The organism is Peptoniphilus senegalensis JC140, from assembly GCF_000321025.1.
Lineage (GTDB): Bacteria > Bacillota > Clostridia > Tissierellales > Peptoniphilaceae > Peptoniphilus_A > Peptoniphilus_A senegalensis.
The window spans coordinates 858,239-881,198 of sequence record NZ_HE610717.1 but is presented as its reverse complement, the minus strand read 5'-3'; the positions used below and the strand labels follow the sequence as shown (position 1 = coordinate 881,198).

The following is a 22,960-nucleotide window of genomic DNA, read 5'->3' as shown; positions in this document are numbered from 1 at the left end:
CATGTAACTAATTAAGCTGGTGTAGCTCAATTGGTAGAGCAACTGACTTGTAATCAGTAGGTTAGGGGTTCAAGTCCTCCCACCAGCTCCAATAAAATTATGGGACTTACATGGAGGAGTTCCCGAGTTGGCCAAAGGGGACGGACTGTAAATCCGTTAGCTTAGCTTTCAGTGGTTCAAATCCACTCTCCTCCACCATTTAAACTTAATAAATTTTACTTATGCGGGTGTAGCTCAGTGGTAGAGCCCCAGCCTTCCAAGCTGGTTGCGAGGGTTCGATTCCCTTCACCCGCTCCATATAAGCACCTATAGCTCAGTAGGATAGAGCAACGGACTTCTAATCCGTGTGCCGGGGGTTCGAATCCTCCTAGGTGCGCCAAACCTAAACTAAACATTGGGGTGTAGCCAAGTCGGTAAGGCACCAGACTTTGACTCTGGCATGCGTAGGTTCGAGTCCTGCCACCCCAGCCAAACAAATTATGACCCATTAGCTCAGTCGGTAGAGCACTTGACTTTTAATCAAGGTGTCGCGCGTTCGAATCGCGCATGGGTCACCATTTTAAAATTTTATATTTGTGGAGAGGTACCGAAGTGGTCATAACGGGGCGGTCTTGAAAACCGTTAGGGTGCAAGCCCACAAGGGTTCGAATCCCTTCCTCTCCGCCATTTTTAATCTGTGTTGATCACAGATTTTTTATTGAAAATTAAATAGTTTATTTATGTGACCCATTAGCTCAGTCGGTAGAGCACTTGACTTTTAATCAAGGTGTCGCGCGTTCGAATCGCGCATGGGTCACCATTTTTTATTCTGTAGAATTTGTCTGCAGATTTTTTATTTTCTACAGTTTTAATTCGAATTTATCACTTACTAAATAAATATGTTATAATTAAAAATTATTGGAGGAAATTTATTTTGAAGAAGAAAATTTACATAATTTTTTATTTTATTGCAATTATTATTACTTTATTTATTACTCTAAAGTTTAATAAGAATTATTTGCTAAAAGATTTGGATATTGAAGGTAATAATAAAGTTATTCTTGAAAAAGAAAATTTTAATAATTATTCCTTAAAGTTAAAGGAGGACATTAATTACAATAAGTTATATATATATAAATTAAAAAATGATGAGTTTTATGTATTTGTTTATTCTAAATATATTTTTGTTGACAGGTATAATCTCGATGATAAGTTTATAACTAAAGAAAATTCAATTAATACTTTATCTAGCAATTTTAAATACAATAATTTACTTAATATAGATTTAGAAAAAGAACCTATAAAAGTTGATGTTAAATCTGAAAAAAATGAAAATTTAAGAAATACTCTTATTAAATATTTTGTAATTGTTATTTTTATAGGTTTTCTTGGATATAGAAAAGACAAAAGAAAAAATTAATAATTATGATACAATAAGTTTCAAATTTTTTATTAAAAAATTAAAACCCTAAGGTTGAATAGTATCAACTTTAGGGTTTTATAATTCTAAATTTTAAAAGCTATTGAAAGTTTTTTATAAAATTTTCTTAGATTTGGTCTAAGGCTTGTTTTAAATCTTCTATAATATCTTCTGCATTTTCTAGTCCAACAGAAAGTCTTATTAAGCCTTCAGAGATGCCTGCTGCGGCTCTTTCTTCAGCTGTGTAAGGTGAGTGAGTCATTGAAGCAGGGTGTTGGATAAGTGTTTCTGCATCGCCAAGTGATACGGCAAGTGTGCAAAGTTTAACGCTATTCATAAGTTTAGCACCAGCTTCTTTTCCTTCTTCTATTTCAAAGGCAATCATTGCTCCAGGTAGTGCCATTTGTTTTTTAGCTACATCATAATATTTAAAAGATTTAAGTCCTGGATATTGGATGCTCTTAACTTTTGGATGCTTTTCTAAAAATTCTGCAACTTTCATTGCATTTGAACAGTGCTTATCCATTCTAATTTGTAGAGTTTTCATTCCTCTTAAAATTAGATAAGCGTTAAATGGTGCAAGTACAGCTCCTGTACAATCTTTAATTCCTACTAGCCTTACTTGGTCTATTAATTCTTTTCTACCAATGGCAAATCCTGCTATTACATCTCCGTGACCATTTAGATATTTTGTTGCAGAGTGAACAACTATATCTGCTCCTAGTGTAAGTGGTCTTTGGATATAAGGTGTGCAGTAAGTGTTATCTACGATTACTAGACAGTCTTTATTTTTTTCATGAACTTTTTTTGCTACTTCTTCTATATCGCAAATATCCATATTTGGATTTGCTGGTGTTTCTAAGTAAACAATTTTTGTGTTTTCTTTCATGACATTAATTATGTTGTCAACATTTGTAATGTCAACAAAATCAATATTAATGCCCATTTTTGATACGGAGTGCTCTAAGAAAGCAAAAGTACAACCGTAAAGAGTTTTTGCAGCTATCATGTGGTCGCCACATTTTACGAAGGGCCAAATTGCTGATGTAATTGCACCCATTCCTGATGCGGCAGATACACAAGCTTCTCCTTCTTCTAGGATGGCAACTTTTTCTTCTACTTGTTCGTTAGTTGGGTTTCCTAGTCTTGAATAGATATATCCTTCTTCTTCTAATGCAAATCTTTTTCCACCTTGTTCTGCATTGTCAAAGATGAATGTAGATGTTTGGTAGATAGGAGTTGCTAGAGCACCAAATTTATTTTTTTCATAGCCACCATGAATTGCTTTTGTTTCAAAATGCATTTTTTTAAGTTCATCTTTGTTATTCATAAATTTCTCCTTTTTAAATAAAATAAATCTAAAATTCTTTCTAAAATGAAGTTATTATAATACTATTTTGTGCTTGCCTTAGTTTCTGTTAGTGGCACATCATTTTCAAAATCCCATTTATCTTTTGGGTCTGCAAATCTTATAAAAATTGAAAGAATTGCAAATACAGCAAGTAATGCTTGATACCATAAGAAAGGAATAATTTGAACAGGAGATACAGCTAGAGCTCCAAGTTCTTTAGTAAGTCCAGCTGCAATTAAAATTTGTGCACCATAAGGAATGATACCTTGCATTACGCAAGAGAAAGTGTCTAGGAAGGAAGCAGACCTTCTTGGGTCAACTTTGAAATCCTTTGATATTTCTTTTGCAACAGGACCGTCAATAATTATTGCAACAGTGTTGTTTGCAGTTGCGGCGTCTGTTAAAAGTGTCAATAGTGCAATTGAAACTTCAGCAGATTTTACATCTTTAGCAAAGCCTCTAATTTTTTGAACGAGCCACTCAATACCACCATTACTAGAGACCATATAAGATAGACCACCAGTTAATAGTGATAGCAAGAAAATTTCAAACATTCCACTAAATCCAGCGAAAATATTTTGAGCAAAAGTCATCATTGTAAGTCCGCCAGTGAATATTCCAATTATACCTGATAGTACAATGCCACTTGTTAAAACTAAAAATACATTCATTCCAGCAAGAGCAGAAATTAGTACGAAAAGATATGGGATTATAAGTATGAATTTGTAAGTCAAATCATCAAGTACAACTTCGCCTTCTGGTTTTCCTACAACTAATAAAATAATGAAAGTAATTATAGCTGCAGGGATAGCAATTTTGATATTTGCTCTAAATTTGTCCTTCATGCCTACGTTTTGCGTTCTTGTCGCAGCTATTGTTGTATCAGAAATAACTGATAAGTTATCGCCAAACATTGCTCCGCCTACAAGTGCTCCAAGCACAAGAGTTAGTGGAAGGTTACCCTTTGTAGCAACGCCAACGGCAATAGGGCCAACAGCTGAAATAGTTCCTACTGAAGTTCCTGTAGAGATAGAGATGAAGCAGCTGATTAAGAAAATTCCAGCTGTAATAAATTGTACAGGAATTAGAGATAGTGCAAAGTTTACAACAGAGTCAACTCCGCCTGAAGCCTTAGAAACTGTTGCGAAAGCTCCAGCTAGTATGTAGATAAGACACATTATAATTATGTTTTCGTCTCCACAACCGCGAACAAAGTCGTTAAACTTGTCGTCAATAGAGCCTTTAAACATAATAAATGCCAATATAATAGCTGGTAAAATACATACTGGTGCTGCTACTTGATAGAATGCCATTTCAACGCCCATTGCGTTAAGAATTATTCCAGTAGCAAGATATACAAGCACGAAAACTATGAAAGGAAGAAGTGCTGCACCATTTGCTTTAGGTTTTAAATTTTTGTTTTCCATAAATACCTCCTAAAAATAAACAAAAATAAAACAAAGGCATTTCAATAGGACTTTATTTGAGATTTATTATATATTTATCAGCCTCCTTTTAAATTTGAAAACAAATTAACAAGTGTAAATGTAATATCGTTTTCAAAAAATAATTAAAAATATGTAAGAAAAAATTTTAATTTTCTCTTCAGCTATATTATACTGTTTATAATAAATTTTGTGAAGCTTTTTTAAATTAATTAGATAATTAATTATAAAAATACAGCAGATAAATAATAAACGATTTCAGATGAATAAGATAAATTAGAGAAAATATGATTTATAGAAATTGAGAGAGTATTTATAAAATTTATATGCAAAAAAATTATAAAATCATAAATTTTAAAATAAAAAGTTAAGAAAATTAATTTTTCTTAACATAATCTTTACATCCTAAATGCTATACTACATGTGAGGTGAAAATATGAAAGACTTTGTGAATAGAAAAATTTCATGGACTATGCTAATCTTATCTATTGCTTTTATTATTTTGGGAGCTTATAGGTCAGAAGTGGATACTGTTCTTTCAAAAGCTATAAGAATATGTTTGGAGTGCGTGGGAATTGGCTAAACTAATAAATATTTTAAAAAAAATTAGGGAAAAAAGACATACTGTTCAAGGTTCTTTTGCTCTACTGACAAATCTACATATTCCAAATTTTTTCAAGGGAACTATTTACACAGGCAAGTTGAAAAGTGCTTGTGTGCCAGGACTAAATTGTTATTCATGTCCAGGGGCAGCTTTATCTTGTCCAATAGGTTCTTTTCAAGCAGTCGTTGGCTCGTCAAAATTTAATTTTGCCTACTATGTGACGGGACTAATGCTCTTGTTCGGAACTTTGTTTGGAAGATTTATTTGCGGATTTTTATGTCCCTTTGGTTTTTTTCAGGATTTAATCCATAAAATTCCATCAAAAAAATTTAGCACAAGAAGATTTGCTTTTCTAAAATATTTAAAGTATTTGATTTTACTTTTGGTAGTTTGGCTATTTGGAGTATTTTTGACTGATGAATTAGGATTTGCATCGCCATATTTTTGTCAGTACATTTGCCCACAGGGAATACTTGAGGGTGGGATTCCCCTATCACTTGCAAGCAAAAGCATAAGAGCAGCACTTGGAAATTTATTTTTATTAAAGTCAGGTATTCTAGCACTTGTTATTGTACTCTCTATATTTTTTTACAGACCTTTTTGTAAATATATATGCCCATTGGGTGCATTTTACGCATTGACAAATAAATTTTCTTTTTATCAATACCATGTGAACGATAACTGTGTTTCATGCGGAAAGTGTAAGAGAGTTTGCAAGATGGATGTAGATATGTCAAAAAATCAACGAGCACTAGAGTGCATTAGATGTGGCGACTGCATAAAAGTATGTCCAACGTCTGCTATTTCCACCTCATTTAAAAATAATATTGTGAAAAACAATAATTTCGAAGAAGGAGCAAGATATGAATAAAATTTTTAAGAATATTAGTAAAATTTTTGTACTTTTATTTTTAGCCTTAGCAGTTACAGCTTGTACTAGCAAGGCACCTGAAGGAACAGCAATTTCAAGCGGAGATTCTTTCCCAAAGTTTGACGCAGTTGATTTCAAGGGAAATCCAGTGAATAATGACACATTCAAAGACAGTCCTGTTACTATAATGGCAATTTGGTTCACAGGATGCAAGGGTTGCATTGATGAAATGCCAACACTACAAAAAATTAGCGAAGAATTAAAAGATAAAAATGTAAAAGTAATGTCAATTTGCCTTGACACTTATGAAAATAAAAAATTAAAGAAGAGGCTGAAAAAATTATTGAGGCTAAGGGAGTTAAATATCCAAATCTTGCTGTAAAACCTTCTGAAGAAATAGATGCCTATCTCAAAAATTTGACAGCTTTCCCAACAACTCTTTTAATTGGAAGAGATGGAAAAATTATTGACAATATAAGTGTAGGTTCACAAGAAAAAATTGACGAACTTTACAAAAAAATTGACGAAATAATTGCTAATGAAGGCAAATAATCTTTTTTAGCATTATTTATAAATCCTCATTGATACACCTATTGAGACTCATGCACTGCATGGGTCTTTTTCTTTTTATTAATTACTTGTGCCGCATAAGTTTTACAATTTATCATTTAAAAAATTTTTAAAGTGTTGCACATGCAACGGAAAGTCTTTGCCTTTTCTTTTACTATGTTTTTAGATGTTAAAATTTATTATTTAAGAGGTGGATAATTATGAGTATGTTTTGTTTTCAATGTCAAGAGACATTTAAAAATTCTGGCTGCGTAAATAGAGGAGTCTGTGGAAAGACAAGTGATGTTGCAAACTTGCAAGATTTTTTGTTTTGGATTTCTAAAGGACTTTCTGAAATTGCAGTAAAAAGTGAAAGGGAAAATAAAGAAGTTGTGGACAGAGTTATTTTAAATCTATTTACAACTATTACAAATGCAAATTTTGATTTTTCTCAAATTAAAGATAGGATCTTTGAAACTATTGATATGATGAATTCTATAAGGGAAGATAAAGATTATTCTGAAGCCGCAATGTTTTCAAGCAAGGATTTTTCTGAAATAGAAGAAAAAATAAATTCTGGAGAAGTTTCTATTTTAAGAGAAGAAAATGAAGATATAAGAAGTTTAAAAGAATTAATAACTTACGGACTAAAGGGTATGGCTGCCTATACTAGACATGCTAAAGTTTTGGGCTATGAGAGCGAAAAGGTAAATAATTTTATAATAAAAACAATGGCAGAACTTTTAACAGAAAAAAGCTTAGATGAATTAGTAGCACTTACTCTTGAAACTGGATCCATGGGTTATGAGGTTATGGCGACACTTGACTCTGCCAACACAAAAACTTATGGCAATCCAGAAATAACTGATGTAAATATTGGAGTTAGAAAAAATCCTGGAATTTTAGTTTCTGGTCATGACTTAAAGGATTTTGAAATGTTATTAGACCAAGCTAAGGACTCTGGCGTGGACATTTACACTCACTCTGAAATGTTACCAGCAAACTATTATCCAAAGTTTAAGAAGTTTAAAAACTTTGTTGGAAATTATGGCAACGCATGGTGGAAGCAAAGAGATGAGTTTGAAGCCTTTAATGGACCAATTCTTATGACTACAAATTGTATTGTACCACCAAAGGATTCCTATAGGGATAAATTATTTACAACTGGAGCTGCTGGCTATCCAGGATGTGTTTATATAGATGCAGATGAAAAAGGACATAAGGATTTTTCAGAAATAATTGAACTTGCAAAGACTTGCGAGGCTCCAGAAGAAATTGAAAAGGGAAGTATAGTTGGTGGATTTGCACACAGTCAAGTGATGGAACTTGCAGACAAAGTTATTGAAGCTGTAAAAAATGGAGACATCACAAAGTTTATTGTCATGGCAGGTTGTGATGGAAGAATGGCTGATAGAAATTATTACACAGAATTTGCAGAAAAGCTTCCAAAGTCTACAGTGATTTTGACAGCAGGTTGTGCAAAATATAGGTACAACAAATTAAATCTAGGGGACATCAATGGCATACCGAGAGTCTTAGATGCAGGTCAATGTAACGACTCTTATTCACTAATTCAAATTGCCCTTGCCCTAGCTGATGCTTTTGGAGTAGAATCTGTAAATGATCTTCCAATTGTGTACAATATTGCATGGTATGAGCAAAAAGCTGTTATAGTATTGCTTGCATTACTTTCTCTTGGAGTGAAAAACATTCATCTTGGTCCAAGCCTTCCAGCCTTCTTATCTCCTAATGTTATAAATGTTTTGGTGGATAAATTTAAAATTTCTGGAATTACAAATGTTGAAGATGATATAAAAAATCTTATAAATAAATAAAAAAGGTTGACTTTTAATTTAATTGGTCCTATAATAAAAAACAATTAATAAATAAACTTTTTGAGAAGAAGAGTAGCTTAAAATTCTGAGCAAAGAGAGCTTCGTTTTGGTGAAAGAAGTAGATGAGTTTTTAGTGAACATGGCCTTCTCTAGGAAATGTCGATATTAGATGTTTACGGCTCTTCCCGTTATAGAAGTAGAGTATGATGGTACTTGAAGAGGTTGCTTTCGTGAGAAAGTGATAAATTAAGGTGGTAACACGAGCTTTCGTCCTTATGGATGAGAGCTCTTTTTTTTATATTTGTGGAGGAAAAATGATTGAAGTAAAAAACTTGGTTAAAGAATTTAAAACTGAGGACGGAACTTTTAGGGCTTTAGATGACCTTTCTTTCAAAGTTAATAGAGGAGAAATTTTTGGAGTCATAGGCTTATCTGGGGCTGGTAAATCTACTCTTGTTAGGTGCATCAATAGACTAGAAGAGCCAACAAGCGGAGAAATTACAATTGATGGGAAGTCCATTATAAATTTAAGTGAGAAGGAACTCAGGAGAGCGAGAAAAGATATTGGAATGATCTTTCAATATTTTAATCTCTTTATGCAAAAGACTGTTGCAGAAAATATTGCCTATCCTCTTGAAATATCTGGAGTAAGCAAAAGTGACATTGAAAAGAGAGTGGATGAGCTTTTAAATTTTATAGACTTAAAAGAGAAGAAAAATTCTTATCCATCAGAATTATCTGGTGGACAAAAACAAAGAGTAGCAATAGCAAGAGCCATTGCAACAAATCCTTCAATTTTACTTTCTGATGAAGGTACATCGGCACTTGACCCAGCCAACACAGAATCTGTTTTAAATCTTTTGAAGAAAATTGTAAAAGAATTTAACATGACAATAATAATGATTACCCACCAAATGGAAGTTGCAAAGGAAATTTGCGACAGAATTGCAGTAATGCAAGCTGGCAAGATAATCGAAGAAAATGAAACTAAGGAACTCTTTAAAAATCCAAAAACTTCTGTGACAAGATCTTTTATTAAGAACTTGGAAGATGAGGTTGAAGAAGGTTATGTCAATGGAGATGACTACAAGGGCGATGTACTTAGACTTTCTTATGCAGATGAAAATTATGACAAGCCAATTCTTTCAAAGTGTGTGAAAAAGTTTGATATAGATTTTTCTATTTTGTCAGGGAATATAAATAAATTAAATATTTCAAGTGTTGGTTATCTCACAGTACAAATTCTTGGCAAAGAAGAAGAGAGAGCTAAGGCAATAGAATTTTTAAGAGAAAACAAAGTTAATGTGGAGGTGCTTTAATATGGAGAGAATAATATATATAGTTTTGCCAGCAATTCCACAGACTCTCGTAATGGTTCTTGCATCTACAATTATTGCACTTTTAATTGGTCTTCCACTGGGAATAATTTTAACTACAACAAGACCAGGAGGATTAACAGAATCAACTAGACTTTATTCAATACTTGATGGAATTATAAATGTTTTGAGGTCTTTTCCCTTTGTAATCCTTATGATAGTTGTGTTTCCACTTTCAAGATTAATCGTAGGAAAGTCCTACGGAACGGCGGCAATGATAATCCCACTTTCGATTTCAGCTGCACCCTTTGTGGCAAGATTAATGGAAGGATATTTTATTCAAGTAGACCAAGGGATAATTGAAGCGGCAAAGTCTATGGGCTCAACTAAAAGAGAAATCATTTTTAAAGTTTTAATCCCAGAGGCAATGCCAATGGTGGTAAGTGGAATTACAATGACAATTATTAATGTAATAGGTTATTCTGCAATGGCTGGTGTCATGGGTGGTGGCGGACTAGGGGATGTCGCCAATAGATATGGCTATCAAAGAAATGAACCACTTATACTTTGGTCTGCCGTTATAGTAATAATAATTCTCGTACAAATAGTACAATTTGTTGGGAATAAAATCGCAAATAGAATTGATAGAAGATAGGTGTTATTTCTAAGTTTCTTAGAATTAATATAAATAAAAAAATTTAGGAGGAGAAAGAATTATGAAAAAGAAAATTATTTTGGCACTTTCATTAGTGCTAGCTCTTACACTTACAGCTTGTGGTGGGACAAAGAATGAAAAGGTAAATGCTGGGGATAAAACAGCAGAAGCAAAGGACACAGACAACAAAATTGTGATTGGTGTATCGCCTACACCTCACGGAGAAATTATTGAAGGGCTAAAGGATGAATTTGATAAGGCAGGACTTGATGTTGAAATTGTAAATTTTGATGATTATATTCAACCAAACCTACAACTAGAAGCAGGAGATCTTGATGCAAATTATTTCCAACACAAACCATATCTTGACAGCTTTACAGAAGAAAGAGATATTACAAACCTTGATGTACTTGGATATGTCCACATTGAGCCAATGGCTTTATACTCTGAAAAATACAAATCAGTAGATGAAATTGAAGATGGAGCAGAAATTATTATTCCTAATGACCCAAGTAATGGAGCAAGAGCCTTAATTCTTCTTGAAGATGCAGGACTTATTAAGTTAAAAGACAAGACAAATCTTAACTCAACAGAAAAAGATATTGCAGAAAATCCAAAGAATTTAAAATTCACAGCAATGGACGCACCATCAATTGCACAAGTTTATAAAGATTCTGGAGCAGCAGTTATTAATTCAAACTTTGCCATTGGACAAGGCCTTGACCCAACAAAGGATTCAATTTTCATAGAATCAACAGACTCACCTTATGCAAACTTAGTTGCAATTAGAAAAGAAGATGCTGAAAAAGAAAAGTTTAAAAAATTCATTGAAGTTTTAAATTCTGATGCAAGTAAAAAATTAATAGAAGAAAAATTCGAAGGTGCAGTAATACCTGCCTTTGAAAAATAAGTGAAAGAGGCTCAAGAGAGCTTCTTTTTTTATCTATATTTTTTATCAAAAAATATTTACAGTCTTTTCAAAAAGCTTTGATAATAAAATCATAAATTTTTCACAAAATCGCATTATCATAATGAATATAAGAAAGTTAAGGAGGAAGAATATGGATAGAAATGATAAATATGAAAATAAAAATTCTGGCATGGGAAAAATTATTATAATAATAGCCCTTGTATTCTCGCTAATTGGAGGAATTATTGGCTCAGCAATTATTATTTATAAGTTGTTGCCAATGGGAAATTCCACTACATCAAATGAAGACAACTCTAAGATAACAATTTCTGCAAAGGACAATATTACTGTTGCATCAGCTGTTGCAAAGAAGTCAATGTCATCAGTTGTTGGAATTACAACTAAGGGAGTGCAACAATCATTCTTTGGTCAAGTTGAAGTTCAAGGCGTTGGCTCTGGTGTAATTGTAGATTCAAAGGGTTATATTCTCACTAATGCCCATGTAGTTAAGTTAAACAATAAAGTTGTCGAAGATGTGACCGTTAGACTTAACAATGAAAAGGACATCCAAGGTAAAACTATTTGGGCAGATGAAAATGTGGATCTTGCTATTGTAAAGATCAATACAGATGAAAAATTGAATGTTGCAAGTCTTGGCGATTCTGATAAACTCTCCATTGGGGATGCAGCTATTGCTATTGGTAATCCAATTTCACTTCAATTTTCGCAAACTGTAACTCAAGGAATTATTTCTGGGCTTGACAGGTATGTTGGTGCAGTAAGTGGTGGCGGTTATATGACTGGTCTCATCCAAACAGATGCATCTATTAACGGCGGAAATTCTGGCGGCCCACTTCTAAATTCTGAAGGAGAAGTTGTGGGAATTAACACTGTAAAAGTTCAATCAGCAGAGGGTCTTGGCTTTTCTATTCCAATTAATTTTATAAAGCCTATTGTTAAACAGGTAATTGAAACTGGTAGTTACAAGGAAATTTCTATGGGAATGCTTACTATGAATCTAAATGTGGCAACACAAGTATTTAATGGAAAGACTGATGTTGAAAATGGAATTTTTGTCTACAAGGTTTATGAGGGTTCACCAGCAGCAAAGGCTGGGCTAGAGGCTGGAGATATTATTACAAAGATTGGAAAAGATGAAGTAAAGGATAATAATGCTCTTAAATCAATTCTATATAAGTATCAAGAAGGTGACAGTGCTGAGCTTAGTTATGTAAGAAAGGGAAAAGAAAATACAACTGAGGTAACTTTTTCTGATTATTCAATAGAAAATGATAAAGAAGCGCAAAAGGATATTAAGGCTCAAGAAGAAGAGAGAGAAAAACAATATCAACAAAGACAACAAGAGCAACAAGATTTATTTAGCAGATTCAGACAAGAATTTGAAAATGGATTTTAATTTTTCAAATGAAATAAGGTAGGAGTAAAAAACTCTTACCTTATTTTTATTTTTTTGCAATCCTTTCTAATTTTTCTGAATTAAAGGAATCAAAATATTCTTCCAAAAGTTCTATGAACCTTTTTGCATATTTTGTACTATAGCGGTTTTTATTTTTTATGGCATAGATGCCAAGTGTAACTGGCTTATTTTTTGAATAAACAGGAAATACATTTATGTCATCTCCAAACTCCTGCATCCATCTTTTTATATTCATTTGAGAAATGAATACAGCTGCTATTGCCTTGTTGCAGATGGCAAGGGCAATTCGAGAATAAGCAGTCTCGATGTAGTTATTTGGTTTTACGCCAGCTTCTTTGAAGCTTTTATTGATTAGATTTCTTATTCTATTATCTTGAGTATAGAGAAGAAAGGGAACTTTTTCAAAATCTCTTAAATCAATTTTTTTTAAGGATTTTTCTTTTAAAGTTTCAAGGTCTTTCACATATTTTTTCAAAAGTCTATCGCTGACACAGAGATATAATTTTTCTTCCAAGAGTAGGCGAGACTTTAGGTTTTCATTTTTATAATCTTCGTCAATGCTAATGGCTATATCAATTTTATTTTCTAAGCACATTTCTTCAAGGTCTTGAGATTGTTTTTCGTGAAGCACTAAATTAACTTGTGGAAATTCTTCCGTAAACTTTTCTATAACTGAGGGGATAAAAATATCGGCTCTTGGAGAAGAAGCTCCAATAATTAGTTTGCCCATATCTTCACTTTCCATATCTCTAATTTTATTTATCATGTCGGCTTCAGCAGTTAAGACTTTCTCTGCATATTTTAAATATTCTTCTCCTATTGGAGTGAGCATTAGCTTTGGCTTTCTGAAAAATAATTTTGTTCCGTAATAGTCTTCTAGTCTTTTTATATGATTAGATAAAGTTTGTTGAGATATATAGAGTTTTTCGCCAGTTTCATTCATGTTAAGGGTTTTAGCAAGCTCTGTAAAGTAGTAGATGCTTTCAAAATTCATACTTTCTCCTATCAAAAAAATTTTGTTATCTATACAAATAATTATTAATTTATTTTGTGCAAGTTTTATTATATACTATGCAAAAGATAATTGTGAAATTTTTTATTAAGAATCCCTTAAAGTTTACCAGCTTTTTACTTAATATCACAATTACCGGAATCCCTTGTGCCCAAAGTTTTGGGTGCATTTTTTTTGCAAAATTTCATAAAATATTTGAGTGTCTGTTTAAGCTATGAAAAAATAATAGAAGTTTAGTCTTGGCAAAAGTATATATTAAATTCCAGATGATGAGTTAGAGAATAAATTTCGTGAGAAATTATATAGTAAGATGATTTGAAAGATTCAATTAAAATAAAATTCAATTAGTTAAAATTTTAAATAAATTCTCATAAAATAAAATTGATAAAATTTATCAAAAACTCTTTACAAGTAAAAAAAGATATACTATAATAAAAACAGTTAATGATAACAAATGTCATTTAACAAAATACTTTGATTTTGGGATACCCCATAACTCCTAAGATTAATAATAAAATTATACCAATCTTCACTCTGAAAAGAGACTAAGACTGCTTCGGCAGTCTTTTTTACTTTATTAGTTATAAATATTTTATAAAAAATTCATAGTTAAAATTTATAATTTGTAATGGGAATAAAAAATGTTAATATTATTTATATTAGAAATTGGAGGATAAAATGAGAAAAATATCTATAATAGGCTTAGGAAATGTTGGTGCAACTCTTGCACATACAATTGTTGAGAGATCTTTATGCGACACATTATTTTTATTTGACAAAAAAGAAGGCTTGGCAGAGGCTGAAGTAAGTGATTTGTCTGATGGTTTTGTGAGAAGAAATGGTCACATAAATATTGTTGCAGGAAGTTTAAAAAATTTAGATGAGTCAGATATAATTGTGTTTGCTCCTGGCGACATTACTATTTTACAAAAGAATAATGATAGATTATTGGAATTCAAATATACAAAAACTTGTGCAGAAGAATGGGGCAAAAAAATAAAAGAATCAAACTTCAAGGGAATAATTGTAAGTATAACAAATCCTTGTGATGTAATTGCAGATTATTTGCAAAAATTATCTGGTGTACCAAGAGAAAGAGTTATTGGCACAGGTACTATTTTGGATACAGCAAGAATGAAAAATGCTGTTGCAAGAAAGCTAAATATAGACCCAAATTCTGTTGATGGATATGTAATAGCAGAACATGGAAACAGTCAATTCGTTGCATGGTCTCAAGTTTCTATTGCAACAAAACCAATTTATGAAATTTTGGACAAAGAAACTTGCAAAAAAATTGAAGAAGAAACAAAAATTAGAGCCTTTGAAACTATAAAAGCAAAGGGATATACTTCTTATGGAATTGCAAATTCAACTTCAATTGTAATTGAAACAATTTTCCAAGATGCTAAGACGATTTTACCAGTGTCATCTTATTCAGAAAAGGATGGATGTTATATTGGACATCCGGCTATTGTTGGGAGAGATGGTATTCTTGGAGATTATGAATTGGAACTAAATGAAGAAGAAACTGAAAAGTGGAATAAGTCTGTCAAGACAATAAAAGACACTTTGCCAATAAAATAAAATTAATGAAAAGTCCGCCTAGGGCTTTTTATTTTTCCTTAAAGTATATTTGTTTTTTAATATTATAAAAAAACCCCAAAAATTTTACGAAATATTATATAATTTACTACTGGAAGGTGATTTTTTGTTTAATAAAGAAAAGAATAAAGAAGTGCGAAGCTTTAATTTTATAGATATTTTAAGCCAAATTTTATTTGCTTTTATTTTAACTTTTGCCATGTTACTTTTGGCACCAAGCGAGGCTTCTATTATGGAAAAGATCGTTAGAAGTCCTCTTGTATTACTTTTAAATTTTATTCCAATTTTACTCACAGGAATTTTATTTCAAGGAATTTTTGGCAGAAGAAGATTTGCACTAATACTTAACTCATTATTATATTTAATATTATTTATAGTTCACAGAACCAAGGTAATTTATAGAAACGCACCCTTTAGAGTGTCAGATATTGCTCTATCCTTTGAGGCACTTAAAATGTCCCAAAACTCTTACAGGCCAGATTTTACTTCTCTAATAATTTTTGTGGCAAGCCTTATTATTTTAATTTTTCTTTCAATGTTTTTTAAGGATGAAAAATTAAAAATAAGTGACAGATTAATAGCTATTGTTTCTATTATAATTTCCTCAACGCTTTTATTTAATTTTGTTTATTCTAGAGATGCAATATATTATAAACTTCCTCTAAGTGGGAATACTTATAATTTAATAGACCATTTTAATTCAAAAGGGTTTAATTATACCTTTTTATTTAATTTGAAAAAATCCTTTGTTAGACCACCAGAAGGTTACAATGAAAAGGAAATGGAAAAACGTGAAAGAGTTGACCATGGAGAAGATATTTCTGTTATAAAACATAATGAAAGACCAAATATTATTTGGATAATGGGAGAAGCCTTTACAGACTTATCTCAAGATGAACATTTTTCTTTTGCGCCAGGAAATGATCCAAATGAAAATTTTAAAAAGTTGCAAAAAAATTCTATTATACATGGGAGAATTGTTACTCCATCCTTTGGTGGAGGAACTGGAGATACAGAATTTGATGCCCTAACTGGTGCACTAACTGTTGACTGTGCCCCTGATGAAAGTTTTGCCTTTAATGCAATAAAAAGAGATGTATCATCAGTGCCAAGACTCTTTAACACTATTGGTTACAAGACCATGGCATTTCATCCAGGCTTTGCGTGGTTTTATGGAAGACAAGATGTTTATCCAAAACTTGGTTTTCAAGATAATTATTTTTTAGAAAATATTGATGAACCTGATATGAAAGGTGGCTATGTTTCTGAAAAACAATTTTCAGAAATTTATAGAAGTAGATTTTTAGAAGCTGTAAATAATTCTGATGAGCCAATTTTTTCTTATGGTCTTGACATTCAAAATCATGGCCCATATTTTTACGACAAATATGGAAAAAATTTACCTTATCAATGTACAGTTTCTCTATCAGAAGAGGCTGCAAATAATTTTGGATCCTATTTCTTGGGAGTTAAGGATATGGATATAATGCTTGGGGAAGTTTACGATATGATGATGAGTTTAGAAGAGCCAACAATTATGGTGTTTTATGGCGACCACCTTCCAGGACTTGGAAATGAACCTAGTGCCTTTGATGAAATTGGCATAAAATTATCTCACGATAACTTAGAAAAGGAAATTGAATTTTATTCAACACCTTATGTAATTGTTGCCAACGAAAGTGGCAAGGCATTTTTAAATAGGGGAAATGTTGAAGTGCAAGATGGCAATGCAGTTTCTGCAAATTATTTATCCTCTATTGTCCTTGATATGTTAAATTACAATAAAGTAGATAATTTCTTCATATACAATTCAGAACTCAGAAAGAAACTTCCAATAATATCAAGGAATTTTGTCTTTGATGGAGTGAACACTTACCCAAGAAATGATGTCAAGGATGAGGCAAAGAAAAATTACGAAGATTACAAGAAGTATGAATATTACAGAATTAATGAGTAGGTGAGTTATGGATATATTAAAAGAAGTAGAAAATATTTCAGAACAATTAGATGAACTTAGAAAATTTATATATGAAAATCCAGAATTAGGCTTTGAAGAATATAAATCTTCAAAGGCTCACATAGACTTATTAAAAAAGCATGGATTTGAAGTTGAATGTCCCTACATGGATTGCGAAACTTCCTTTAAGGCAGTTTACGATTCAAAGAAAGAGGGAAGGACAATTTCCTATTTGTCAGAATATGATGCTTTGCCAGGAATTGGTCACGGTTGTGGACACAATATCTTAGGGGCAACGGCAACTGGAGCAGGTATAGTTCTTTCAAAACTAATTGACGAAATTGGCGGCAGAGTAATAGTTTTTGGAACGGCTGCAGAAGAAATTGGCGGAACAAAAATTGAAATTGCAAACTCTAATGAGTTAGATGATGTAGATGTAGCAATTGAAATGCATCCAGCATCTTATAATGCACTTACTCCAAATTCCCTTGCCCTTTCAACTAGAAGGTTTGAATTTTTCGGCAAAACTTCTCACGCAGCAGATGCTCCTGAAAAGGGCATAAATGCCCTTGATGCACAAATAATTTTGTTTTCAGCAATAAATGCTCTTAGACAAGAGACTAAGGACGGGGCGAGAATCCATGGAATAATAAAAGATGGCGGCAAGGCGGCAAATATTATTCCTGATTACACTGACTCAAGATTTTATGCAAGAAGCCCGGAGAAAAAAGATTTATTAGAAATTTTAGAGAAATTAGAAAATTGTGCAAGAGGAGCAGCTCTTGCAACAGGTTGCCAAGTTAAAATTTCTGAATATGAAAAGGGTAATGACAACACAGTTAGAAATCTTCACTTCAATGAAGTTTTAAGAGAAAAAATGAAAAAGTATCTTGATGAAGAAATAAAAGATGAAGAGCTTAACAAAGGCTCAACTGATGCGGGAAATATTTCTCACGAAATTCCAACTCTTCATGGTTATTTTAAAATTGCAGATGAAGACGTAAGTGGTCACACAGTTGAACTTAGAGATGCAACTATGACTGACTATGCCTTTAGTCAAATGAAAAAAGTTATTGCTGCCATAGTCGAAGTTGGCCTTGAAATTTTAAAGAACGATGAAGTATTTGAAAAAATAATGAAAGAATTCAAAGAAAATATTAAAAGTGGAAAAATTATCCCTCACAATAAATTAAATAAGGATTAACTATTAAAAAACACTTCTCTTCTTGGTATAATGTAAAGAATAGAGGTGTTTTTTTGAAAACAGATATTATTAAATTTAAAGGAAATGCAAAAGATAAAATTTATCTCAAAAAAATTAGTGACACTTTAAAAGATGGAGGTCTTGTTGTCCTTCCAACAGAAACAGTATATGGACTTGGTGGAAATGGACTTAACAAGAGAGCCTGCAAAAAAATATATGAAGCAAAGGGTAGACCTAGCGACAATCCACTAATACTTCACATTGCAGAAAATTCTCAGCTTGATGAATTAGTTGCAGAAATTCCTGATGTGGCAAAAAAATGTATTGAAAAATTCTGGCCAGGACCTCTTACAATTATTTTTAAGAGAGCTGCAATCATTCCAGATGAAGCAACAGGTGGACTTGATACAGTTGCTATAAGAGAGCCAAGTAATGAAATTGCTCATGCTATTTTAAAAGCAGTAGACTTTCCAGTGGCAGCTCCTTCTGCAAACTTATCTGGCAGACCTTCTCCAACTAAAGTTGAACATGTTATAGAAGACTTAAATGGAAGGGTAGACATAATTGTGGATGGTGGCCATTCTGTAGTTGGAATTGAATCCACAGTCTTAGATGTCACAGCTGATCCGCCTATGATTTTAAGACCAGGGAAAATAACTTTAGAAGATTTAAGAGAAATAGATGAAAATATAACAATTGACAGTGCTACAATTGATTCAAAAAGTGGAGAAATTCCAAAATCTCCAGGACAAAAATATAGGCATTATGCTCCAAGAGCAGAGGCAATTTGTTTTGGTGGAAGACTAGATAAAGTTGTAAATGAAATTAAAAAAAATATTAGTGAAAATAAGGATAAAAAAATTGCAGTCCTTGCAACTGATGAAACTTATGAAGAGTACAAGAATTTAGATATAAAACTTCTAGTTAATTTAGGAAGTAGAGATCATCTTGAAGAAGTTGCATCAAACCTATTTGACGCACTTAGAAGATGCGATGAAGAAAATGTAGACATTATTTTCGCCGAAGGTTTCGAGCTTAGGGGAATGGGTTTAAGCATTATGAATAGACTTCTTAAAGCTTGTAGCGGAAAAGTTGTAATGAGAATTTAGGAGGAAAAATGAAAATAGCAATTGGCTCTGACCACGCAGGATTTTATTTAAAAAAAGACCTAATAAAGTACCTAGAAGAAAAAAATATTGAAGTTAAGGATATGGGACCCTTTGACGATAATCGTGTAGATTACCCAGACTATGGTCATGCAGTTGGTCACGAAGTTGTAGATAATAAGATGGACTTTGGAATAGTTATCTGTGGCTCTGGAATTGGAATCTCTATTTCTGCGAATAAAGTTAAAGGGATAAGAGCTGCGCTTTGCTCTGAATCTTATTCTGCAAGGCTTGCAAGACGTCACAATGACGCAAATGTACTTGCCATGGGAGCAAGGCTAATTGGTCACGATATGGCCCTTGAAATAGTAGATGCCTTTTTAAATGAAAAATTTGAAGGCGGAAGACACATTAATAGAGTGAATAAAATCGAGGAGGAATAATATGGGATACACAATAATAAAACATCCACTTATTGATCATAAAATGACAATTCTTAGGAAAAAAGAAACTAGCTCTATGGAATTTAGACAACTTGTAAACGAAATTGCAACACTTATGGGTTACGAAGTTACAAGAGATTTAGAAACAGAAGCTGTTGAAATTGAAACTCCTATTGCAAAGACTATGGGAAAGATGATTTCTGGCAAAAAAATTGGAATAGTTCCTATTTTAAGAGCAGGACTTGGAATGCTAGAAGGACTTCTTACAATAATTCCAGCAGCAAGAGTTGGTCACATAGGAATGTATAGAGACCCTGAAACTCTAAAACCAGTTACTTATTACTCAAAATTACCTAAAGATGTTGCATCAAGGCAAATGATTATTGTTGATCCAATGCTTGCAACTGGAGGTTCACTAATAGAAGCAATTGACGAATTAAAGAGAAATGGTGCAAAAAATATTAAGTCGATAAATCTTTTGGCAGCACCAGAAGGATTAGATGCAGTTTTAGAAGCTCATCCCGATGTAGAAATTTATATTGCTGCATTAGATGAAAAATTAAATGAAGATGGATATATAGTTCCTGGACTTGGAGATGCAGGAGACAGATTATTTGGAACAAAGTAAGAGGTTATTATGTATGATTATTTAGTTCCTTTTTTGGCAGCTTTTATTTTGACATTTTTACAAATGCCCTTTGTAATAAGGCTTGCAAAAAAGAAGGGATTTTTAGATGTGCCAAAGGATTCGAGAAGGGTGCACAAAAAACCAATACCAGTTGGTGGCGGAATAGCAATGGTAATAAGCGTCACAATTTTAATGCTTGTATTTTTACCAATAAATAAATCACTTATTATGGCGATTATAAGTTCACTTGTAATTGCATTATCTGGTCTTTATGATGACAAATATGATTTGAGCCCAAAATTAAAATTTGGCTTTCAAATTCTCGCAGCCATAATACTTATAATTGGTGGAATGAAAATTGAATTTTTCACAAATCCCTTTGACTATGAAGATGCACTTCTTATTTTAAATATGCTTTCCATACCAGTTACAATTTTTTGGGTATGTGGAATTACGAATACAATAAATTTAATAGATGGACTAGATGGGCTTGCCTCTGGAGTTTCAATGATATGTGCAATTTCAATGTTTTTCATCACATATCAAATGGGAAGATATGATGTGAGCTTAGTTTGTGCCCTTGTGGCAGGTGCTTGTCTTGGATTTTTACCCTTTAACTTTAATCCAGCAAAAATATTTATGGGAGATACTGGAGCCTTATATCTTGGATTTATGCTATCTTATATAAGTATTTCTGGATTTTTAAAACAAGCAGCAATACTTATGATCTTCGTGCCAGTAGTAATTTTAGGAGTGCCAGTATTTGACACCGCATTTGCAATGGTAAGAAGGAAATTATCAGGCAAGTCCATAGTAGAAGCAGATAAGGGACATCTTCATCACAGACTATTAAGAATGGGTCTAAATCAAAGACAAACCGTTGTGATTTTGTACTCAATATCTGCAATATTTGGGGTACTTGCAAATGGAATTTCTAAATTTCATTCATCAATAGGACTTATTGTTTCGATAGGAGTTATTTTAATAATACTCTTTACAGGAGTAGCTGCAGGAATGCTCAAAAATAAGGAGGAATAAATTGAAGGTATTATTTGTATTTGGTACAAGACCTGAAGGCATAAAGATGGCACCGATTATAAAAGAAATCGAAAAGAGAAAAGATATTGAAAGCTATATTTGTGTCACAGGCCAGCACAGAGAGATGCTAGACCAAGTGCTAGAGATTTTTGATATAAAACCAGATTACGACTTAAATATTTTTAAAAAAGGTCAAACACTTACAGATGTAACTACAAGAACTCTTTTGGGGCTTGAAGATATTTTAGATGAATTAAAACCAGATATATTATTAGTTCAAGGAGATACAACAACAGTTTTTGCAGCAGCTTTAGCAGCTTTTTATAAAAAGATAAAAATTGGACATGTGGAGGCAGGACTTAGGTCAGGGAATTTCTATTCGCCCTATCCAGAAGAGGCGAATAGAAAACTAACAGGAGTCCTATCAAATTATCATTTTGCACCAACAGAATCTAACAGACAAAATCTTTTGAGAGAGGGCTATGATGATAAAAATATTTTTATAACTGGCAACACTGTAATTGATGCATTGAAGTATTCAGTTAAAGAAGATTTTGTATTTGACGATGAAATTTTGAACAATTTGGATTATAATAAAGAAGTAGTATTACTTACTGCACATAGGAGAGAAAATTGGGGCAAGCCAATGGAAAATATTTTTTCTGCTATAAGGCAAGTTGTCTTAGAAAGAGAAAATATTGAAATTGTCTTTCCAATTCACTTAAATCCAATTGTTAGGAGTACTGCGAAAAAGTATTTTTCTGATTTAGACAAAGTTCATCTCATTGAACCACTTTCTTATATGCCTTTTTCAAATCTCATGGCGAGAGTAAAGTTTGTTGTGACAGATTCTGGAGGAGTGCAAGAAGAGGCACCAGCTCTTGGAAAACCTGTCTTAGTTTTAAGAAATGAGACAGAGAGAATGGAAGGTGTAGAAGCAAAAACAGCAAAGCTTGTGGGAACTAATTCACAAGATGTCTATGACAGTATAATTAGTTTATTAGATAATAAAAAATTATACGAGGAAATGGCAAAGGCTGTAAATCCTTATGGAGATGGCCATGCTGCTAAAAAAATCGTTGATATTTTAGAAAAGATGAATTAATTTTGGGATATTAATTTATATAGCTAAATTATGGGTATAATTTTAAAAGAAGTTTGAGGAGGTAGATCTGATGGGGAAAACTATTAAAGAAATAAAAATCGGCGATACTGCTGAATTTACAAAAACAATTTCTGAAACAGATGTATATCTTTATGCTGGAATAACTGGTGACTTAAATCCTGCTCATATCAACGAAGTTGAAGCTGGAAAGGGATCTTTTAAAACTAGAATTGCACATGGTATGCTTACAGCAGGGCTTGTATCTGCTGTTCTTGGTATGAAACTTCCTGGACCTGGCACTATTTATATGGGTCAAGAAATGAAATTTACTAAGCCTGTTTATATCGGAGACACAATTACAGCAAAAGTTGAAGCAATTGAGATAATTAAAGAAAAAATTTTAAAGCTCAAAACAACTTGTACAAATCAAAAGGGAGAAATAGTTTTAGATGGTGTGGCTACAGTATTGCCACCTAGAGAGTAACAAGGAGG

Annotated in this window: 22 protein-coding genes and 8 tRNA genes; 27 read left to right on the top strand and 3 right to left on the bottom strand. The window is 32.5% G+C overall.

Annotated elements, in window-relative coordinates:
• The first annotated feature begins 15 nt into the window (after nt 1-15).
• The 9 genes from PTSHG_RS04215 (at nt 16) to PTSHG_RS04175 (ending at nt 1,399) form a co-directional block, all read left to right on the top strand.
• A tRNA-Thr gene (locus tag PTSHG_RS04215) sits at nt 16-91 on the top strand.
• 21 nt (nt 92-112) lie between these two features.
• Nucleotides 113-198, top strand: a tRNA-Tyr gene (locus PTSHG_RS04210).
• 25 nt (nt 199-223) lie between these two features.
• A tRNA-Gly gene (locus PTSHG_RS04205) sits at nt 224-297 on the top strand.
• Nucleotides 298-302: 5 nt separating this feature from the next.
• A tRNA-Arg gene (locus PTSHG_RS04200) sits at nt 303-379 on the top strand.
• A gap of 16 nt (nt 380-395) precedes the next feature.
• Nucleotides 396-471, top strand: a tRNA-Gln gene (locus PTSHG_RS04195).
• Nucleotides 472-481: 10 nt separating this feature from the next.
• A tRNA-Lys gene (locus PTSHG_RS04190) sits at nt 482-557 on the top strand.
• A gap of 20 nt (nt 558-577) precedes the next feature.
• Nucleotides 578-666: transfer RNA gene (locus PTSHG_RS04185), tRNA-Ser, on the top strand.
• Between the two features lie 57 nt (nt 667-723).
• A tRNA-Lys gene (locus PTSHG_RS04180) sits at nt 724-799 on the top strand.
• A 114-nt stretch (nt 800-913) separates the two neighbouring features.
• Nucleotides 914-1,399: a hypothetical protein gene (locus PTSHG_RS04175; RefSeq protein ID WP_019107642.1), complete on the top strand. Its 486-nt coding sequence runs from the start codon at nt 914-916 to the stop codon at nt 1,397-1,399.
• A gap of 127 nt (nt 1,400-1,526) precedes the next feature.
• On the opposite strand, the gene megL is transcribed toward PTSHG_RS04175, so the two are convergent.
• Nucleotides 1,527-2,729, bottom strand: a complete 1,203-nt coding sequence (gene megL, locus PTSHG_RS04170; RefSeq protein ID WP_019107641.1) for a methionine gamma-lyase — start codon at nt 2,727-2,729, stop codon at nt 1,527-1,529.
• Between the two features lie 62 nt (nt 2,730-2,791).
• On the bottom strand, nt 2,792-4,177 hold the full coding sequence (locus tag PTSHG_RS04165; RefSeq protein WP_019107640.1) for a Na+/H+ antiporter NhaC family protein: 1,386 nt from the start codon (nt 4,175-4,177) through the stop codon (nt 2,792-2,794).
• Between the two features lie 454 nt (nt 4,178-4,631).
• On the opposite strand from PTSHG_RS04165, the gene PTSHG_RS09950 reads away from it, so the two are divergent.
• The 9 genes from PTSHG_RS09950 (at nt 4,632) to PTSHG_RS04125 (ending at nt 12,352) form a co-directional block, all read left to right on the top strand.
• Complete coding sequence (locus tag PTSHG_RS09950; RefSeq protein WP_019107639.1) at nt 4,632-4,778, top strand: CD1871A family CXXC motif-containing protein; 147 nt, start codon at nt 4,632-4,634, stop codon at nt 4,776-4,778.
• On the top strand, nt 4,771-5,670 hold the full coding sequence (locus PTSHG_RS04155; protein WP_019107638.1) for a 4Fe-4S binding protein: 900 nt from the start codon (nt 4,771-4,773) through the stop codon (nt 5,668-5,670). Before PTSHG_RS09950 ends, PTSHG_RS04155 begins: the two co-directional genes overlap by 8 nt.
• Entirely contained in the window at nt 5,663-6,052 is a 390-nt protein-coding gene (locus PTSHG_RS09195; RefSeq protein WP_238318718.1) for a peroxiredoxin family protein, read from the top strand. The genes PTSHG_RS04155 and PTSHG_RS09195 overlap by 8 nt, the downstream gene beginning before the upstream one ends.
• Before the next feature lie 35 nt (nt 6,053-6,087).
• Nucleotides 6,088-6,222 carry a thioredoxin family protein gene (locus tag PTSHG_RS10220; protein ID WP_019107637.1) on the top strand — a complete coding sequence of 45 codons (135 nt, stop codon included), beginning with the start codon at nt 6,088-6,090 and terminating at the stop codon, nt 6,220-6,222.
• Between the two features lie 224 nt (nt 6,223-6,446).
• Nucleotides 6,447-8,054, top strand: coding sequence for a hydroxylamine reductase (hcp, locus tag PTSHG_RS04145; RefSeq protein ID WP_202898968.1), 1,608 nt, complete (start codon nt 6,447-6,449; stop codon nt 8,052-8,054).
• Nucleotides 8,055-8,368: 314 nt separating this feature from the next.
• Complete coding sequence (locus PTSHG_RS04140; protein WP_019107635.1) at nt 8,369-9,373, top strand: methionine ABC transporter ATP-binding protein; 1,005 nt, start codon at nt 8,369-8,371, stop codon at nt 9,371-9,373.
• Between the two features lies 1 nt (nt 9,374).
• Nucleotides 9,375-10,025: a methionine ABC transporter permease gene (locus PTSHG_RS04135; RefSeq protein WP_019107634.1), complete on the top strand. Its 651-nt coding sequence runs from the start codon at nt 9,375-9,377 to the stop codon at nt 10,023-10,025.
• A 61-nt stretch (nt 10,026-10,086) separates the two neighbouring features.
• Nucleotides 10,087-10,935, top strand: coding sequence for a MetQ/NlpA family ABC transporter substrate-binding protein (locus tag PTSHG_RS04130; RefSeq protein ID WP_019107633.1), 849 nt, complete (start codon nt 10,087-10,089; stop codon nt 10,933-10,935).
• Nucleotides 10,936-11,086: 151 nt separating this feature from the next.
• Nucleotides 11,087-12,352, top strand: coding sequence for a S1C family serine protease (locus PTSHG_RS04125; RefSeq protein ID WP_019107632.1), 1,266 nt, complete (start codon nt 11,087-11,089; stop codon nt 12,350-12,352).
• A 46-nt stretch (nt 12,353-12,398) separates the two neighbouring features.
• On the opposite strand, the gene PTSHG_RS04120 is transcribed toward PTSHG_RS04125, so the two are convergent.
• On the bottom strand, nt 12,399-13,367 hold the full coding sequence (locus PTSHG_RS04120; RefSeq protein ID WP_019107631.1) for a LysR family transcriptional regulator: 969 nt from the start codon (nt 13,365-13,367) through the stop codon (nt 12,399-12,401).
• A 696-nt stretch (nt 13,368-14,063) separates the two neighbouring features.
• On the opposite strand from PTSHG_RS04120, the gene PTSHG_RS04115 reads away from it, so the two are divergent.
• The 9 genes from PTSHG_RS04115 (at nt 14,064) to PTSHG_RS04075 (ending at nt 22,952) form a co-directional block, all read left to right on the top strand.
• A complete protein-coding gene (locus PTSHG_RS04115) occupies nt 14,064-14,969 on the top strand; it encodes a lactate/malate family dehydrogenase (RefSeq protein ID WP_019107630.1) in 906 nt (301 codons plus the stop codon).
• A 124-nt stretch (nt 14,970-15,093) separates the two neighbouring features.
• A complete protein-coding gene (locus PTSHG_RS04110; protein WP_019107629.1) occupies nt 15,094-16,944 on the top strand; it encodes an LTA synthase family protein in 1,851 nt (616 codons plus the stop codon).
• Between the two features lie 7 nt (nt 16,945-16,951).
• Complete coding sequence (locus tag PTSHG_RS04105) at nt 16,952-18,148, top strand: M20 family metallopeptidase (protein ID WP_019107628.1); 1,197 nt, start codon at nt 16,952-16,954, stop codon at nt 18,146-18,148.
• A gap of 53 nt (nt 18,149-18,201) precedes the next feature.
• On the top strand, nt 18,202-19,257 hold the full coding sequence (locus PTSHG_RS04100; protein ID WP_019107627.1) for an L-threonylcarbamoyladenylate synthase: 1,056 nt from the start codon (nt 18,202-18,204) through the stop codon (nt 19,255-19,257).
• An 8-nt stretch (nt 19,258-19,265) separates the two neighbouring features.
• Entirely contained in the window at nt 19,266-19,697 is a 432-nt protein-coding gene (gene rpiB / locus PTSHG_RS04095; protein WP_019107626.1) for a ribose 5-phosphate isomerase B, read from the top strand.
• 1 nt (nt 19,698) lies between these two features.
• Nucleotides 19,699-20,325: a uracil phosphoribosyltransferase gene (gene upp, locus PTSHG_RS04090; RefSeq protein WP_019107625.1), complete on the top strand. Its 627-nt coding sequence runs from the start codon at nt 19,699-19,701 to the stop codon at nt 20,323-20,325.
• Nucleotides 20,326-20,334: 9 nt separating this feature from the next.
• Nucleotides 20,335-21,363 carry a glycosyltransferase family 4 protein gene (locus tag PTSHG_RS04085; protein ID WP_019107624.1) on the top strand — a complete coding sequence of 343 codons (1,029 nt, stop codon included), beginning with the start codon at nt 20,335-20,337 and terminating at the stop codon, nt 21,361-21,363.
• Nucleotide 21,364: 1 nt separating this feature from the next.
• Entirely contained in the window at nt 21,365-22,468 is a 1,104-nt protein-coding gene (gene wecB / locus PTSHG_RS04080; RefSeq protein WP_019107623.1) for a non-hydrolyzing UDP-N-acetylglucosamine 2-epimerase, read from the top strand.
• 67 nt (nt 22,469-22,535) lie between these two features.
• A complete protein-coding gene (locus PTSHG_RS04075; protein WP_026088839.1) occupies nt 22,536-22,952 on the top strand; it encodes a MaoC family dehydratase in 417 nt (138 codons plus the stop codon).
• Nucleotides 22,953-22,960: the final 8 nt, after the last annotated feature.

What these genes read in the sequence shown, in the direction of transcription:
- megL (WP_019107641.1), bottom strand. Translation starts at nt 2,729, where the DNA reads ATGAATAACAAAGATGAACTTAAAAAAATGCATTTTGAAACAAAAGCA.
- PTSHG_RS04165 (WP_019107640.1), bottom strand. Translation starts at nt 4,177, where the DNA reads ATGGAAAACAAAAATTTAAAACCTAAAGCAAATGGTGCAGCACTTCTT.
- PTSHG_RS09950 (WP_019107639.1), top strand. Translation starts at nt 4,632, where the DNA reads ATGAAAGACTTTGTGAATAGAAAAATTTCATGGACTATGCTAATCTTA.
- PTSHG_RS09195 (WP_238318718.1), top strand. Translation starts at nt 5,663, where the DNA reads ATGAATAAAATTTTTAAGAATATTAGTAAAATTTTTGTACTTTTATTT.
- hcp (WP_202898968.1), top strand. Translation starts at nt 6,447, where the DNA reads ATGTTTTGTTTTCAATGTCAAGAGACATTTAAAAATTCTGGCTGCGTA.
- PTSHG_RS04140 (WP_019107635.1), top strand. Translation starts at nt 8,369, where the DNA reads ATGATTGAAGTAAAAAACTTGGTTAAAGAATTTAAAACTGAGGACGGA.
- PTSHG_RS04135 (WP_019107634.1), top strand. Translation starts at nt 9,375, where the DNA reads ATGGAGAGAATAATATATATAGTTTTGCCAGCAATTCCACAGACTCTC.
- PTSHG_RS04130 (WP_019107633.1), top strand. Translation starts at nt 10,087, where the DNA reads ATGAAAAAGAAAATTATTTTGGCACTTTCATTAGTGCTAGCTCTTACA.
- PTSHG_RS04125 (WP_019107632.1), top strand. Translation starts at nt 11,087, where the DNA reads ATGGATAGAAATGATAAATATGAAAATAAAAATTCTGGCATGGGAAAA.
- PTSHG_RS04120 (WP_019107631.1), bottom strand. Translation starts at nt 13,367, where the DNA reads ATGAATTTTGAAAGCATCTACTACTTTACAGAGCTTGCTAAAACCCTT.
- PTSHG_RS04115 (WP_019107630.1), top strand. Translation starts at nt 14,064, where the DNA reads ATGAGAAAAATATCTATAATAGGCTTAGGAAATGTTGGTGCAACTCTT.
- PTSHG_RS04105 (WP_019107628.1), top strand. Translation starts at nt 16,952, where the DNA reads ATGGATATATTAAAAGAAGTAGAAAATATTTCAGAACAATTAGATGAA.
- rpiB (WP_019107626.1), top strand. Translation starts at nt 19,266, where the DNA reads ATGAAAATAGCAATTGGCTCTGACCACGCAGGATTTTATTTAAAAAAA.
- upp (WP_019107625.1), top strand. Translation starts at nt 19,699, where the DNA reads ATGGGATACACAATAATAAAACATCCACTTATTGATCATAAAATGACA.
- PTSHG_RS04085 (WP_019107624.1), top strand. Translation starts at nt 20,335, where the DNA reads ATGTATGATTATTTAGTTCCTTTTTTGGCAGCTTTTATTTTGACATTT.